Here is a 13,423-nt window from a genome sequence, read left to right as displayed (position 1 = left end):
AATGGGCGAAACGCCCATCCTTGAAACGCCGTCGAACATCGGCGTAGAAAGTGTCCAGCTAACAAAAAGCCCCTGAAAAGGGGCTCCTTAAACTGGTTGCGGGGGCCGGATTTGAACCGACGACCTTCGGGTTATGAGCCCGACGAGCTACCAGACTGCTCCACCCCGCGACAAAGCTGGGGCGGAAGTATACGACCGATCCCTTATAGGGTCAATGTAACCTTCCACCTGCAAGAAAGCCCGCAACAGCGGGCTCTCCTGACTAATTGGTACCGAGAAGGGGACTCGAACCCCTACACCCTATGGGCACAACCACCTCAAGGTTGCGTGTCTACCAATTCCACCACCTCGGCAAAACTACGTTTGAAACTCTTCTTACTTCTGCTCTTGAGCTGGAGGTACGTCAGTCGCTGGAGTAGCCGACTTTTGCTCTTGAAGCACCGGGACATCATCAGAAGCCGGTTGTTGTTGCTTAGGTACTTCCAACACTGCTGGATCTGGTAAACCTGCTTGAGTCAGCTGATGAGCCTTCTCTTTAGCAAAGTAACCTAACCCCAAGCTGGTTATGAAGAAACCGGCGGCAAGTATAGCAGTAAACTTACTAAGAAAGGTAGAGGAACCTTGGCTTCCGAACACAGTATTTGAAGCACCTGCTCCGAAAGACGCGCCAGCGTCCGCACCTTTACCCTGCTGCAGCAAAACCAGAGCAACTACGCCCAATGCACCCAGCAGATGAAAAACGACTACGACTGTTTCCAGCATTTTTTCAGTTTCCCGCGGCGCGACAAATCGCACCGAACTCATCTGCATTCAGGGAAGCTCCACCAATGAGCCCCCCATCGATATCCGGCATGCCGAACAGTTCGACCGCATTGGCCGCCTTCACGCTGCCGCCGTATAGAAGCCGCACACCTCGCGCGACTTCAGAATTCTCTGCCGCCAATTGCTCTCGAATGGCCTTATGCACATCCTGAGCCTGTTGCGGCGTTGCAGTCAGCCCGGTACCAATGGCCCAGACAGGCTCGTAAGCAATGACTGCCTTGGCAAAGGCACCAACACCCAGCTCCTCGATGATGCTGCCCAACTGACGCCCGACAACCTCAAGAGTTTTTCCGGCTTCGCGCTGTTCGAGGGTCTCCCCTACACACAACACCGGAATCAAGCCACATGCCTGTGCCGCTGCGAACTTGCGATTCAGCATCCCGTCTCGCTCGCCCATTATCTGGCGGCGCTCGGAGTGCCCGACAAGCACCAGGGAACAACCTGCATCCACCAACTGACTAGGAGCAATCTCGCCAGTCAACGCACCTTGCATGGATTCCACCGCAGAATTCTGCGCACCGACCGAAATCGATTTACCTTTCAACCCATCAATCACTTGATTGATATGCAAGCAAGGCGGGAATACCGCGACATCAACACCGCTTGGCAAGGCCAGATGACGAAGGCCGTTGATCAGCTCAGCGACGCTGGCGCGGGTACCGTGCATCTTCCAGTTACCAGCTACCATAGGGCGACGCATGCTGTACCTCGTCGGTCAAAGTGGGCGCAGATGTTACCCAACACAATCATGGCTGGCAAGCCGAATCAGGCAGAAACTTCAGTTACCAGTTTTGCCAGCTCTTCGGCGTAGCTGCGAACCTGAGTTTCATCCTCGCCTTCGACCATCACACGCACCAATGGCTCTGTGCCGGACTTGCGCAGAAGCACGCGACCACGACCCGCCATTGCCTCGGTTACACGCGCACTGGCTTCCTTGACAGCCGGGTGCTCAAGCGGACTTTCGCCACCACCGAAGCGCACATTGATCAGTACCTGAGGGCACTTGCGCAAAGCCTGACGCGTTTGCGCAAGACCTTCATTGCGGGTTTTCAGTGCCATCAGCACCTGCAGCGCAGCAATGATTGCATCACCTGTAGTGGTGTGATTGAAACAAACGACATGTCCCGAGTTCTCACCACCAACCAGCCAGTTACGTTCCAGCAACTCGGCGATCACGTAACGGTCACCGACATTGGCTCGAATGAACGGTATCGAAAGATCTGCCAGTGCGAGTTCAAGCCCCAGATTGCTCATCAGGGTACCGACTACGCCACCCTGCAACTTGCCACGCTCGTGCAGATCACGCGCAATGATGAACAGCAGCTCGTCGCCATCGACAATGGCGCCCGTGTGATCGACCATCAACACCCGGTCACCGTCACCATCAAAGGCGATCCCCAGATCAGCGTGCTCGGCGAGAACAGCGGCCTGCAGCGGCCCCATATGGGTCGAACCGCAATTGTCATTGATGTTCAGACCATTGGGCTGAGCCGACAGCACGACCACTTCAGCGCCCAACTCACGAAAGACACTAGGAGCAACTTTGTAGGTCGCTCCGTGTGCGCAGTCGATCACAATTTTCAAACCGGAAAAGCTGGTACCGGTAGGCACACTGCTTTTACAGAATTCGATGTAGCGACCCGAGGCGTCGTTGATACGCGACACCTTGCCAATTTTGCTCGACTCAACCACGGTCATCGGGGTATCGAGCAATTCTTCGATCATCAGCTCCAGCTCGTCAGGCAGTTTGGTGCCTTTACCCGAAAAGAACTTGATGCCGTTATCGTCATGCGGGTTATGTGAAGCACTGATCACGATCCCGGCTTCGGCTTGAAACGTGCGCGACAGATAGGCAATGGCGGGCGTCGGCATCGGACCGAGCAGCATCACATCGGCGCCCGCCGATGTCAGACCTGCCTCAAGCGCCGATTCGAACATGTAGCCGGAGATTCGCGTGTCCTTGCCAACCAGCACCTTGCACGCGCCCATCTTGCGAAAGGCCATACCGGCCGCCCAGCCGAGCTTGAGCATGAAGTCCGGAGTGATCGGATATTCACCGACACGGCCACGAATACCGTCAGTACCAAAGTATTTCTTGCTCATAAGTGCTCCATCATTCTTATTCGGCTGATTCCACGGCCGCTAGCATGCGCACCACGTCTACCGTTTCCGCCACATCATGGACGCGCAGGATACGCGCACCTTTCACCGACGCCAGTGCCGCGAGGGCCAGACCGCCATGCAGACGCTCGCCCACGGGGCGATTCAGCGCCTGGCCAATCATGCTTTTGCGCGAGACACCAACCAATAGCGGACGCCCCAGCGCATGCAGGGCTTCCATATGCTTGAACAAGCTTAGATTGTGCTGCAGGGTTTTCGCGAAACCGAAACCGGGATCAAGAATGATCCGCTCTGCAGGAATGCCCACCGCCGCACATTGAGCCATGCGCTCTGCCAGAAACTCTCCCACCTCCCGAGTGACGTCCTGATAGTGCGGATTGTCTTGCATGTCACCCGGCTCGCCGAGCATATGCATCAGACAGACCGGCAATCCGGTCGCCGCTGCTGCATCCAGCGCGCCATCACGGCGCAGCGAACGCACATCATTGATCAACCCGGCGCCCAGGCGCGCCGTTTCACGCATCACCGCTGGCGTCGAAGTATCGACCGAGATGACCACATCCAGCTCGCGATTGATCAACTCCACGATCGGAGCTACGCGCTCCAACTCTTCCAACGGCGAAACCGCTCGAGCACCAGGCCGGGTCGATTCGCCGCCAACATCGATCAGCGTCGCACCAGCAGCCACCATGGCCTCGGCGTGACGCAAGGCCACGTCGAGTTGATTGTACCGGCCGCCATCGGAGAAGGAATCGGGAGTGACATTGAGAATGCCCATGACATGCGTCTGGGCCAAATCAAGAACCCGGTTGCCGCAAGGCAACCGGGTCAGGGACTGTACAGAAGTCATTTCAAACCTTAAACGTCAGCAGCCGGACCGCCGATCGGTGTTTCCGGACGCTCATCCTGAATCACCGGAGGCGGAGGCGTACCCGTGCCACCTGTCCAGTCACGCGGTTCACGTGGCGTACGACCCGCCATGATGTCGTCGATCTGCTCGGCATCAATAGTTTCATACTTCATCAGCGCATCAGCCATGGCATCCAGTTTGTCACGGTTGTCCGTGAGGATCTGCTTGGCCGTGCCGTAGCACTGATCAATGATGCTGCGCACTTCAGAGTCGATAAGTTTGGCTGTCTCACCGGAGAAGCTGGCATTCTGACCGCCACCACCGCGACCGAGGAACACCTCTCCCTCTTCTTCGGCGTACATCAGCGGACCGAGTTTTTCCGACAGCCCCCACTTGGTCACCATGTTCCGCGCAATCTGACTGGCACGCATGATGTCATTGGACGCGCCGGTGGTCACACCGTCGAAACCAAGAGTCATTTCTTCGGCGATACGCCCACCGTACAGCGAGCAGATCTGGCTGATCAGCGCACGCTTGGACAGGCTGTAGCGATCCTCTTCCGGCAGGAACATGGTCACACCCAGCGCACGACCACGTGGAATGATCGAAACCTTGTAGACAGGATCATGCTCAGGCACAACGCGCCCAACGATCGCATGACCCGCTTCGTGATAAGCGGTGTTCTGTTTCTCTTTCTCGGACATGACCATGGATTTGCGCTCGGCGCCCATCATGATCTTGTCTTTGGCCAGTTCGAACTCTTTCATTTCGACGATGCGCTTGCCGCTGCGTGCAGCGAACAGCGACGCTTCGTTGACAAGGTTGGCCAGATCCGCGCCGGAGAAGCCCGGGGTACCGCGCGCGATAACGGCCGGAGCCACATCATCACCCATTGGCACTTTACGCATGTGAACCTTGAGGATCTGCTCGCGACCACGGATGTCCGGCAAACCTACAACGACCTGACGGTCGAAACGGCCCGGACGCAGCAGCGCAGGGTCGAGCACGTCGGGACGGTTGGTCGCTGCAATCACGATGATGCCGTCATTCATTTCGAAGCCGTCCATCTCTACCAGCAACTGGTTGAGAGTCTGCTCACGCTCGTCGTGACCGCCGCCCATGCCGGCGCCACGGTGGCGACCGACGGCGTCGATCTCGTCGATGAAGATGATGCAAGGCGCGTGCTTCTTGGCCTGTTCGAACATGTCGCGAACGCGGCTTGCACCAACACCCACAAACATTTCAACGAAGTCGGAACCGGAGATGGTGAAGAACGGCACTTTCGCTTCGCCGGCAATCGCCTTGGCCAGCAAGGTTTTACCGGTACCCGGAGGGCCGACCATCAATACGCCGCGAGGAATACGACCGCCGAGGCGCTGGAATTTGCCCGGATCACGCAGGAACTCAACCAGCTCACCAACTTCTTCCTTGGCTTCGTCGCAACCAGCAACGTCAGCCAGCGTGGTCTTCACCTGATCTTCGGAGAGCAGGCGTGCCTTGCTCTTGCCAAAGCTCATCGGTCCACCCTTGCCGCCGGCACCACCCTGCATCTGGCGCATGAAGAACATGAACACCGCGATGATCACCAGGATCGGGAAGCTGGCCACCAGAAGTTGGGTCCAGATGCTTTGCTGCTCAGGCTGCTTGCCTTCAACCACAACGTGATTGTCGACCAGATCGCCGATCAGGCCATTGTCCTGGATCGCCGGACGAATGGTCTTGAAGCTGTCGCCATCGTTGCGCTTGCCGGTAATCACATAGCCGTCAACGGCTACGCGCTCGACCTTGCCATCCTTGACCTGCTGGATGAAGTCGGAATAGTTGAGGGTCTGCGGCTCGTTAGGGCTGGAGAAGTTGTTCATCACCGTCACGAGGACTGCCGCGATGATCAACCACAGGATCAGATTCTTTGCCATATCGTTCAATTAACTACCCTCTGAAGCAAGCTCCGCTACTGGCGCGCGCTTCGCATGATATTCACCGGCCTAACTTACTACATTACCTACAACTCTTGCAGGCGCCGTCTGTAACCCTTTGTGAAACACTTTCTACACAATATTCGCTTATGCACGCGGGGCAAAATACGAAAAACCTATCACCCTGCCAAAAAACCTCGTTTTACTCATTATCTCCGCGGTAGCCCCAAGCCAGCATGTATTGCTCGCGGGAGCTGCCACGGGAAGAGTCCGGCTTGATCATCTGGATCTTGTCGAACTTTTTCCGAGCATCCTTCAGGTAGACATCAAAACCTTCGCCCTGAAAAATCTTGATCACGAAATTACCACCCGGCTTGAGTATCCGCTCTGCCAGATCAAGCGCCAGCTCGCAAAGGAACATGGCTTTGGGCATGTCCACTTCAGGCGTACCACTCATATTGGGGGCCATATCGGAAATCACAAGGTCCACCTGTGAATTACCCACGGCTTCAAGGATTCGCGCGAGCACTTCGTCCTCGGTGAAGTCACCTTGAATGAAGGTCACGTCCGGAATGCTGTCCATTTCCAGGATGTCCGAAGCGATCAGTCGCCCCTGACCACCAATCAGCCGGCTGGTGACCTGTGACCAGCCGCCAGGCGCCGCGCCCAGGTCGACAACGCTCATGCCGGAGCGGATCAGCTTGTATTTCTCCTGGATCTCCAGAAGCTTGTAACTCGCACGCGAGCGGTAGCCATCCTTCTGCGCCTGCTTCACATAAGGATCGTTGACATGTCGTTTCAGCCAACCAAGGCTTGTCTTGGAACGCGCCATTGGGCACCTCGATAATAAGGGTCGTGATTAATTGGGCGGATCCACGAACCCTCGGGTAAAATGGCCGCCATTTTACAGAATCCAGACGAAAGGGTCAGATTATGCCGCTCACTCCAGAGCAGAAGAAACAGTACAAATCCATTGGTCACCACCTGAAACCGGTTTTGACGGTGGCGGACAACGGTCTGACTGAGGGTGTATTAGCCGAACTTGAACGCGCCTTGGCGGATCACGAGTTGATCAAGATCAAGCTCAACATCCTCGACCGCGAGTCGCGCCTGGCGCACATTGCAGAGCTGTGCAAGGTCGGCAAGGCTGATCTGGTACAGGTCATCGGCAAGATGGCGCTGGTTTATCGCAAGAACTTCAGCGTCAACAAGCAGCTGTCGAACGTTCATCGCTTCAAGTGATGACAAGGGTCAAGGGTGTGCTTCGCGCACCCTGCCACTCCATCCCGGCAGCGGCTGCAACACCAGCACCAGCCCGGAGAAGCCCAACAGCAGAAAACTGAATGCCTGCCAGCGCTGCGCTTGCGGCCAGCCGACATGCACGGCGACAAACATCGCACACGCATACAGTGCCATCAGCAGCACCTGCCCGCGAAAGTCCCGCCACAGACTGGCAAGGCCCTCGGCCTGTACCAGCACCAAAGCCTGAAAAATCACGCATGCCGCGGCAAAACCCGCCACCGGTACTTCGAATGCATCGGCAACTTCATCGATCAGCAACGGTGCCAGACCAATCTTGCCCAGCACCGGTCGCAAACCGAGGTGAATCAACCAGAAGCCGCCGACCCACAACATCTGGGTCAGCTGCCAAAGCATGGCGCCCGCACGTAGCGGGCGCCTGCCTTCAGATGTGACGGACTTCGACAATCTCGTACTCGATAACACCACTCGGCGTTTTCACGGCAACCACGTCACCCTCTTCCTTGCCGATCAAGGCACGGGCCAAGGGCGAGCCGACCGAAATCTTGCCGAGTTTGAAGTCAGCCTCATCCTCACCCACGATGTGGTAAGCGACGCTTTCATCCGTCTCGACGTTGGCGATTTCGACGGTGGTACCGAAGATCACTTTGCCGGTGTGCGGAATGGTCGTGACATCAATGATGACCTGATTCTGGATCCGGCCTTCGATATCGCGGATCCGCGCCTCGACCATGCCCTGCTGTTCGCGGGCGGCATGGTATTCGGCGTTTTCCTTCAGGTCACCCAGCTCGCGAGCCGTACCGATGTCCTGGCTGAGCTTCGGACGAACGACCTTGGTCAGGTGAGCGTGTTCTTCTTCCAGGGCTTTTGCACCCTGGACGGTCATTGGGTACTTGATCATGCCTTCAATCCTGCGTGTAGATCCTGCAAGCGGCGTACGGTCTTCTCGGGACCGAACTTCAGCGCTTCACAGATAGCCTCGCCCGCAGCAATGGTGGTGGTGCAGTAGATCTTGTGCTGCAGAGCATTGCGACGAATGGAGTAGGAATCAGCGATCGACTGACGACCTTCGGTGGTGTTGATGATCAGGGTGACTTCGTCATTCTTGATCATGTCGACCACGTGCGGACGACCCTCGGTCACCTTGTTCACGCGGCGCACTTTCAGGCCTGCGGCTTCGATCAGCTTGGCAGTACCGGCAGTGGCGACCACTTCGAAGCCCAAGTTGATCAGATCACGGGCCACGCCTGCAACCAGCGGCTTGTCATCGTCACGCACGCTGATGAACGCGGTACCGCCGGTCGGCAGCACTTCGCTGGCGCCCATCTGGGCCTTGGCGAATGCTTCACCGAAGGTGTCGCCGACGCCCATCACTTCACCGGTGGACTTCATCTCTGGGCCGAGGATCGGGTCAACACCAGGAAATTTGGCGAACGGGAACACCGCCTCTTTCACGCTGTAGAAGTTCGGGATGATTTCCTTGGTGAAGCCGATTTCTTTCAGAGTCTTACCGGCCATGACGCGAGCCGCGATCATTGCCAGGGAGACACCGATGCACTTGGACACGAACGGTACGGTCCGCGAAGCGCGCGGGTTGACTTCGATGACGTAGATGTCTTCGCCCTGCAGCGCCAGTTGCACGTTCATCAGGCCGACAACGCCCAGTTCCAGGGCCATTTTCTTGACCTGTTCGCGCATCTCGTCCTGGATGTGTGCCGGCAGCGAGTACGGCGGCAGCGAGCACGCGGAGTCACCGGAGTGAACGCCCGCCTGTTCGATGTGCTGCATGATCGCGCCGATCACCACGTCTTTGCCGTCGCAGACCGCATCCACGTCCATCTCGATGGCGCAGTTGAGGAAGTGGTCGAGCAGCACCGGGCTGTCGTTGGAGACTTGCACCGCATCACGCAGGTAGCGCTTGAGTTCGTCTTCCTTGTAAACGATTTCCATCGCGCGGCCGCCCAGTACGTAGGACGGACGCACCACCAGCGGATAACCGATTTTCGCGGCAGCGCGAACGGCTTCGTCTTCGCTGCGTACGGTGGCGTTTGGCGGCTGACGCAGGTTAAGACGCTCCACCATTTGCTGGAAGCGCTCACGGTCTTCGGCACGGTCGATGGCATCAGGGCTGGTACCGATGATCGGCACGCCAGCAGCTTCCAGGGCACGCGCCAGTTTCAGCGGCGTCTGGCCGCCGTACTGGACGATCACGCCTTTGGGCTTCTCGACGCGGCAGATTTCCAGCACGTCTTCCAGGGTTACTGGCTCGAAGTACAGACGGTCGGACGTGTCGTAGTCGGTGGAAACGGTTTCCGGGTTGCAGTTGACCATGATGGTTTCATAGCCGTCTTCGCGCAGTGCAAGAGCGGCGTGTACGCAGCAGTAGTCGAACTCGATGCCCTGGCCGATACGGTTCGGACCGCCACCCAGAATCATGATCTTGTCGCGACCGGACGGCGCCGCTTCGCACTCTTCCTCGTACGTCGAGTAGAGGTACGCGGTGTCGGTGGCGAACTCGGCAGCACAGGTGTCAACGCGCTTGTAGACCGGGAACACTTCCAGTTTTTGACGGTGAGTACGCAGATTCTTCTCGGTCACACCCAGCAGCTTGGCCAGACGCTGATCAGAGAAGCCTTTGCGCTTGAGCTTGAACATCAGGTCGCGGTCGATAGCGGACAGACCGAGAGTCTTGACCTTCTCTTCTTCCTTGATCAGATCTTCGATCTGCACCAGGAACCACGGGTCGATCATGTTCATGCCGAAAATGTCTTCGACGGTCAGACCAGCACGGAACGCGTCCGCCACGTACCAGATACGCTCGGCGCCCGGCACGGTCAGCTCGCGCTTGAGGATGCTCATGCTTTCCGGATTGCTCAGGTCGAGCTTCTCGTCCAGACCGCAAACACCGACTTCCAGACCGCGCAGGGCTTTCTGCAGGGACTCCTGGAAAGTACGGCCGATGGCCATGACTTCACCCACCGACTTCATTTGCGTGGTCAGGCGTGCGTCAGCCTTGGCGAATTTCTCGAAGGCGAAACGTGGCAGCTTGGTCACGACGTAGTCGATCGACGGCTCGAAGGACGCCGGGGTCTTGCCGCCAGTGATGTCGTTCGACAGTTCGTCGAGGGTGTAGCCCACAGCCAGTTTGGCCGCGACTTTGGCAATCGGGAAACCGGTGGCTTTCGAAGCCAATGCCGAGGAACGCGATACGCGCGGGTTCATCTCGATCACGACCATGCGGCCAGTGTCCGGGCAGATACCGAATTGCACGTTGGAGCCGCCGGTCTCGACGCCGATCTCGCGCAGTACCGCCAGCGAGGCGTTACGCAGGATCTGATATTCCTTGTCGGTCAGGGTCTGTGCCGGAGCAACGGTGATGGAGTCACCGGTGTGCACGCCCATCGGGTCGAAGTTCTCGATCGAGCAGACGATGATGCAGTTGTCCTTTTTGTCGCGGACAACTTCCATTTCATATTCTTTCCAGCCGATCAGCGATTCGTCGATCAGCAGCTCTTTGGTCGGCGACAGGTCCAGACCGCGGGCGCAGATTTCTTCGAACTCTTCACGGTTGTAGGCGATACCGCCACCGGTGCCACCCATGGTGAAGGACGGACGGATGATGCACGGGAAGCCCAGACGCTCGAGGACGGCGTTGGCTTCTTCCATGCTGTGGGCGATACCGGAACGCGGGCATTCCAGACCGATGGATTTCATGGCCTTGTCGAAACGCGAACGGTCTTCAGCCTTGTCGATGGTGTCGGCGTTGGCACCGATCATTTCCACGCCGAACTTTTCCAGAACGCCTTCGCGCTCCAGATCCAGGGCGCAGTTCAGTGCAGTCTGGCCGCCCATGGTTGGCAGCACCGCGTCCGGGCGCTCTTTTTCGATGATCTTGGCCACGGTCTGCCACTTGATCGGCTCGATGTACGTGGCGTCGGCCATGTCCGGGTCGGTCATGATGGTGGCCGGGTTGGAGTTCACCAGGATGACGCGGTAACCCTCTTCGCGCAGGGCTTTGCAGGCCTGGGCGCCGGAGTAGTCGAATTCGCAGGCCTGGCCGATAACGATCGGGCCAGCGCCGAGAATCAGGATGCTTTTAATGTCTGTACGTTTTGGCATGGGTTTGTCACTCAAATCCGCAGGTCAGTCGGCAAGCCGTCTTGATCGATTTCTGAAGCCCTGAGGGGCGCCACCGGTGTCGGGGCCGCCCTCGAGGGCTTCTCGCTACAGTCTCAAGGCGAACGCTTAGCGTCGCTTGGCCATCTCGTTGATGAAGCGGTCGAACAGGGGCGCCACATCGTTCGGGCCCGGGCTCGCTTCAGGGTGGCCCTGGAAGCTGAACGCGCTCTTGTCGGTGCGCTCGATGCCTTGCAGGGTGCCATCGAACAGCGATTTGTGGATCGCACGCACGTTGGCCGGCAGGGTCGCTTCGTCAACCGCGAAACCGTGGTTCTGGCTGGTGATCATCACGACGCCAGTGTCCAGATCCTGTACCGGGTGGTTGGCACCGTGGTGGCCATGGCCCATTTTCAGGGTCTTGGCGCCGGAGGCCAGAGCCAGCAGCTGGTGACCAAGGCAGATACCGAAGACCGGAATCTCGGTTTCCAGCACTTCCTTGATCGCCTTGATCGCGTAGTCGCAAGGCTCCGGATCACCAGGGCCGTTGGACAGGAACACACCGTCCGGCTTGAGCGCCAGCACGTCGGCTGCCGGGGTTTGCGCCGGCACCACGGTCACGCGGCAGCCGCGCTCGACCAGCATGCGCAGGATGTTCAGTTTGACGCCGTAGTCGTAGGCAACCACGTGGTATGGCAGCTCGGACGCCTCGATGGTCGCGTGGCTGTCGGTCTTCAGATCCCAGACAGTGGAGCGCCATTCGTACTTTTCCTTGGTGCTGACGACTTTCGCCAGATCCATGCCCTTCAGGCCCGGGAAACCCTGCGCGGCGGCAATTGCCGCTTCTTCGGAGATGTTGTCGCCGGCCATGATGCAGCCGTTCTGTGCGCCTTTTTCACGCAGGATGCGGGTTAGGCGGCGGGTGTCGATACCGGCGATTGCCACAACGTTGTTGGCTTTCAGGTAGTCGGACAGGGACATCGTGTTACGCCAGTTGCTCGCTACCAGTGGCAGGTCACGGATGACCAGACCAGCGGACCATACGCGGTCGGACTCGGCATCTTCCGGCGTGGTGCCAGTGTTGCCGATGTGCGGGTAAGTCAGGGTAACGATCTGTTGGGCGTAGGAAGGATCGGTAAGGATTTCCTGATAGCCGGTCATTGCGGTGTTGAACACCACCTCACCAACGGTTTGACCGTCGGCTCCAATGGCTTCGCCGCGAAAAATGCTGCCATCAGCAAGGGCGAGTATGGCTGGCTTAGTCAAGAAGACCTCCCGTAAATAACGCATGAAAGGGCAATCGCAGGTTGTAAAAAAGCGGAGTGACGTATGGACACGTCACCCCGCTTCTTCACTGAATTATTCTGCGCGCTTTTAGTGGACACACTAAAGCTGTAGCTTACAGAAAAAGGCTTTTTTGGTCCACCGCTAAAGAGCCTAAAAGGCCGGAGAATGCGACAGGCCGTCGCGCGATGTAGAAAAACCAGCGCAAACCGGGCGTTTGCGCTGGGTAAATCCGTCTATCAATGCAGGTCGAGCACGTCCTGCATGTCATACAGACCCGGCTCGCGGCCATCGAGCCACAACGCCGCACGCACCGCGCCCTTGGCGAAGGTCATGCGACTGGAAGCCTTGTGCGTAATCTCCAGGCGCTCGCCTTCGCAGGCAAACAGCACGGTGTGATCGCCGACCACATCACCACCGCGAACGGTGGCGAAACCAATGGTTTCCCGCTCGCGCGCACCGGTGTGACCTTCACGACCATAGACCGCGACTTTCTGCAGATCACGATCCAGCGCATCGGCGATCACTTCACCCATGCGCAGCGCCGTGCCCGAAGGCGCGTCAATCTTGTGCCGGTGATGCGCTTCGATGATCTCGATGTCGGCATCGTCGCCCAGCACCCGGGCGGTCATTTCGAGCAGCTTCAGCGACAGGTTGACTCCGACGCTGAAGTTGGCCGCAAACACGATCGGAATATCCTTGCCCGCCTCGGCCAGCAGTTGCTTCTGCGCAGCGTCGAGCCCGGTGGTGCCGATGACCATGGCCTTGCCGGCCTTGCGGCAGAACGCGAGGTTTTTCAGCATGACTTCCGGCAGGGTGAAGTCGATCAGCACGTCGAACTCTTCGGCCACCGATTCGAGGTTGCCGGACAACGGCACACCGATACGACCCAGCGAAGCCAGCTCACCGGCGTCCACCCCGATCAGCGTACTGCCGGGACGAACGATCGCCGCGGTCAGGCCGGTCAATGGCGCGCGCTGTTGCACGGCTTCGACCAGAATCTTGCCCATGCGCCCGGCGGCGCCCATCACAGCTATACGTCGCATGCCGACTC

12 protein-coding genes and 2 tRNA genes are annotated in these 13,423 nt (G+C 58.2%); 1 reads left to right on the top strand and 13 read right to left on the bottom strand.

Annotated elements, in window-relative coordinates; translation table 11 throughout:
* Positions 1-93 precede the first annotated feature (93 nt).
* From B1722_RS17705 to rlmE, 8 genes are all read right to left on the bottom strand, one after another.
* Positions 94-170, bottom strand: a tRNA-Met gene (locus B1722_RS17705).
* Positions 171-267: 97 nt separating this feature from the next.
* A tRNA-Leu gene (locus B1722_RS17700) sits at positions 268-353 on the bottom strand.
* Between the two features lie 22 nt (positions 354-375).
* Positions 376-762 (bottom strand): preprotein translocase subunit SecG, encoded by a 387-nt coding sequence (gene secG / locus B1722_RS17695; protein ID WP_027610782.1) that lies wholly within the window; start codon positions 760-762, stop codon positions 376-378.
* Positions 763-766: 4 nt separating this feature from the next.
* Complete coding sequence (gene tpiA, locus B1722_RS17690) at positions 767-1,522, bottom strand: triose-phosphate isomerase (protein WP_008088336.1); 756 nt, start codon at positions 1,520-1,522, stop codon at positions 767-769.
* Positions 1,523-1,587: 65 nt separating this feature from the next.
* Positions 1,588-2,925, bottom strand: a complete 1,338-nt coding sequence (glmM, locus tag B1722_RS17685; protein ID WP_041066797.1) for a phosphoglucosamine mutase — start codon at positions 2,923-2,925, stop codon at positions 1,588-1,590.
* A gap of 16 nt (positions 2,926-2,941) precedes the next feature.
* Positions 2,942-3,793, bottom strand: coding sequence for a dihydropteroate synthase (gene folP / locus B1722_RS17680; RefSeq protein ID WP_041066794.1), 852 nt, complete (start codon positions 3,791-3,793; stop codon positions 2,942-2,944).
* Positions 3,794-3,801: 8 nt separating this feature from the next.
* Positions 3,802-5,709 (bottom strand): ATP-dependent zinc metalloprotease FtsH, encoded by a 1,908-nt coding sequence (gene ftsH / locus B1722_RS17675; protein ID WP_027610779.1) that lies wholly within the window; start codon positions 5,707-5,709, stop codon positions 3,802-3,804.
* A 202-nt stretch (positions 5,710-5,911) separates the two neighbouring features.
* A complete protein-coding gene (gene rlmE, locus B1722_RS17670; protein ID WP_086793706.1) occupies positions 5,912-6,541 on the bottom strand; it encodes a 23S rRNA (uridine(2552)-2'-O)-methyltransferase RlmE in 630 nt (209 codons plus the stop codon).
* A 101-nt stretch (positions 6,542-6,642) separates the two neighbouring features.
* Between rlmE and B1722_RS17665 the strand changes: the two genes are divergently transcribed.
* Positions 6,643-6,951 carry a YhbY family RNA-binding protein gene (locus tag B1722_RS17665; protein WP_003221534.1) on the top strand — a complete coding sequence of 103 codons (309 nt, stop codon included), beginning with the start codon at positions 6,643-6,645 and terminating at the stop codon, positions 6,949-6,951.
* Positions 6,952-6,960: 9 nt separating this feature from the next.
* On the opposite strand, the gene B1722_RS17660 is transcribed toward B1722_RS17665, so the two are convergent.
* The 5 genes from B1722_RS17660 to dapB form a co-directional block, all read right to left on the bottom strand.
* The gene (locus tag B1722_RS17660) at positions 6,961-7,365 is read right to left on the bottom strand and encodes a hypothetical protein (RefSeq protein ID WP_041066791.1); all 405 of its coding nucleotides are present in this window, start codon (positions 7,363-7,365) and stop codon (positions 6,961-6,963) included.
* A gap of 28 nt (positions 7,366-7,393) precedes the next feature.
* A complete protein-coding gene (gene greA / locus B1722_RS17655) occupies positions 7,394-7,870 on the bottom strand; it encodes a transcription elongation factor GreA (protein WP_041066788.1) in 477 nt (158 codons plus the stop codon).
* Complete coding sequence (carB, locus tag B1722_RS17650) at positions 7,867-11,088, bottom strand: carbamoyl-phosphate synthase large subunit (RefSeq protein WP_086793704.1); 3,222 nt, start codon at positions 11,086-11,088, stop codon at positions 7,867-7,869. The genes greA and carB overlap by 4 nt, the downstream gene beginning before the upstream one ends.
* A 126-nt stretch (positions 11,089-11,214) precedes the next feature.
* Positions 11,215-12,351: a glutamine-hydrolyzing carbamoyl-phosphate synthase small subunit gene (gene carA, locus B1722_RS17645; RefSeq protein ID WP_027610776.1), complete on the bottom strand. Its 1,137-nt coding sequence runs from the start codon at positions 12,349-12,351 to the stop codon at positions 11,215-11,217.
* A 257-nt stretch (positions 12,352-12,608) separates the two neighbouring features.
* On the bottom strand, positions 12,609-13,415 hold the full coding sequence (gene dapB / locus B1722_RS17640) for a 4-hydroxy-tetrahydrodipicolinate reductase (protein ID WP_003221523.1): 807 nt from the start codon (positions 13,413-13,415) through the stop codon (positions 12,609-12,611).
* Positions 13,416-13,423: the final 8 nt, after the last annotated feature.

It is taken from the genome of Pseudomonas sp. SCPG-7 (assembly GCF_002156405.1).
GTDB lineage: Bacteria > Pseudomonadota > Gammaproteobacteria > Pseudomonadales > Pseudomonadaceae > Aquipseudomonas > Aquipseudomonas parakoreensis.
This window is presented reverse-complemented; position numbering and strand designations above follow the sequence as displayed.

What these genes read in the sequence shown, in the direction of transcription:
- secG (WP_027610782.1), bottom strand. Translation starts at nt 762, where the DNA reads ATGCTGGAAACAGTCGTAGTCGTTTTTCATCTGCTGGGTGCATTGGGC.
- tpiA (WP_008088336.1), bottom strand. Translation starts at nt 1,522, where the DNA reads ATGCGTCGCCCTATGGTAGCTGGTAACTGGAAGATGCACGGTACCCGC.
- glmM (WP_041066797.1), bottom strand. Translation starts at nt 2,925, where the DNA reads ATGAGCAAGAAATACTTTGGTACTGACGGTATTCGTGGCCGTGTCGGT.
- folP (WP_041066794.1), bottom strand. Translation starts at nt 3,793, where the DNA reads ATGACTTCTGTACAGTCCCTGACCCGGTTGCCTTGCGGCAACCGGGTT.
- ftsH (WP_027610779.1), bottom strand. Translation starts at nt 5,709, where the DNA reads ATGGCAAAGAATCTGATCCTGTGGTTGATCATCGCGGCAGTCCTCGTG.
- rlmE (WP_086793706.1), bottom strand. Translation starts at nt 6,541, where the DNA reads ATGGCGCGTTCCAAGACAAGCCTTGGTTGGCTGAAACGACATGTCAAC.
- B1722_RS17665 (WP_003221534.1), top strand. Translation starts at nt 6,643, where the DNA reads ATGCCGCTCACTCCAGAGCAGAAGAAACAGTACAAATCCATTGGTCAC.
- B1722_RS17660 (WP_041066791.1), bottom strand. Translation starts at nt 7,365, where the DNA reads ATGCTTTGGCAGCTGACCCAGATGTTGTGGGTCGGCGGCTTCTGGTTG.
- greA (WP_041066788.1), bottom strand. Translation starts at nt 7,870, where the DNA reads ATGATCAAGTACCCAATGACCGTCCAGGGTGCAAAAGCCCTGGAAGAA.
- carB (WP_086793704.1), bottom strand. Translation starts at nt 11,088, where the DNA reads ATGCCAAAACGTACAGACATTAAAAGCATCCTGATTCTCGGCGCTGGC.
- dapB (WP_003221523.1), bottom strand. Translation starts at nt 13,415, where the DNA reads ATGCGACGTATAGCTGTGATGGGCGCCGCCGGGCGCATGGGCAAGATT.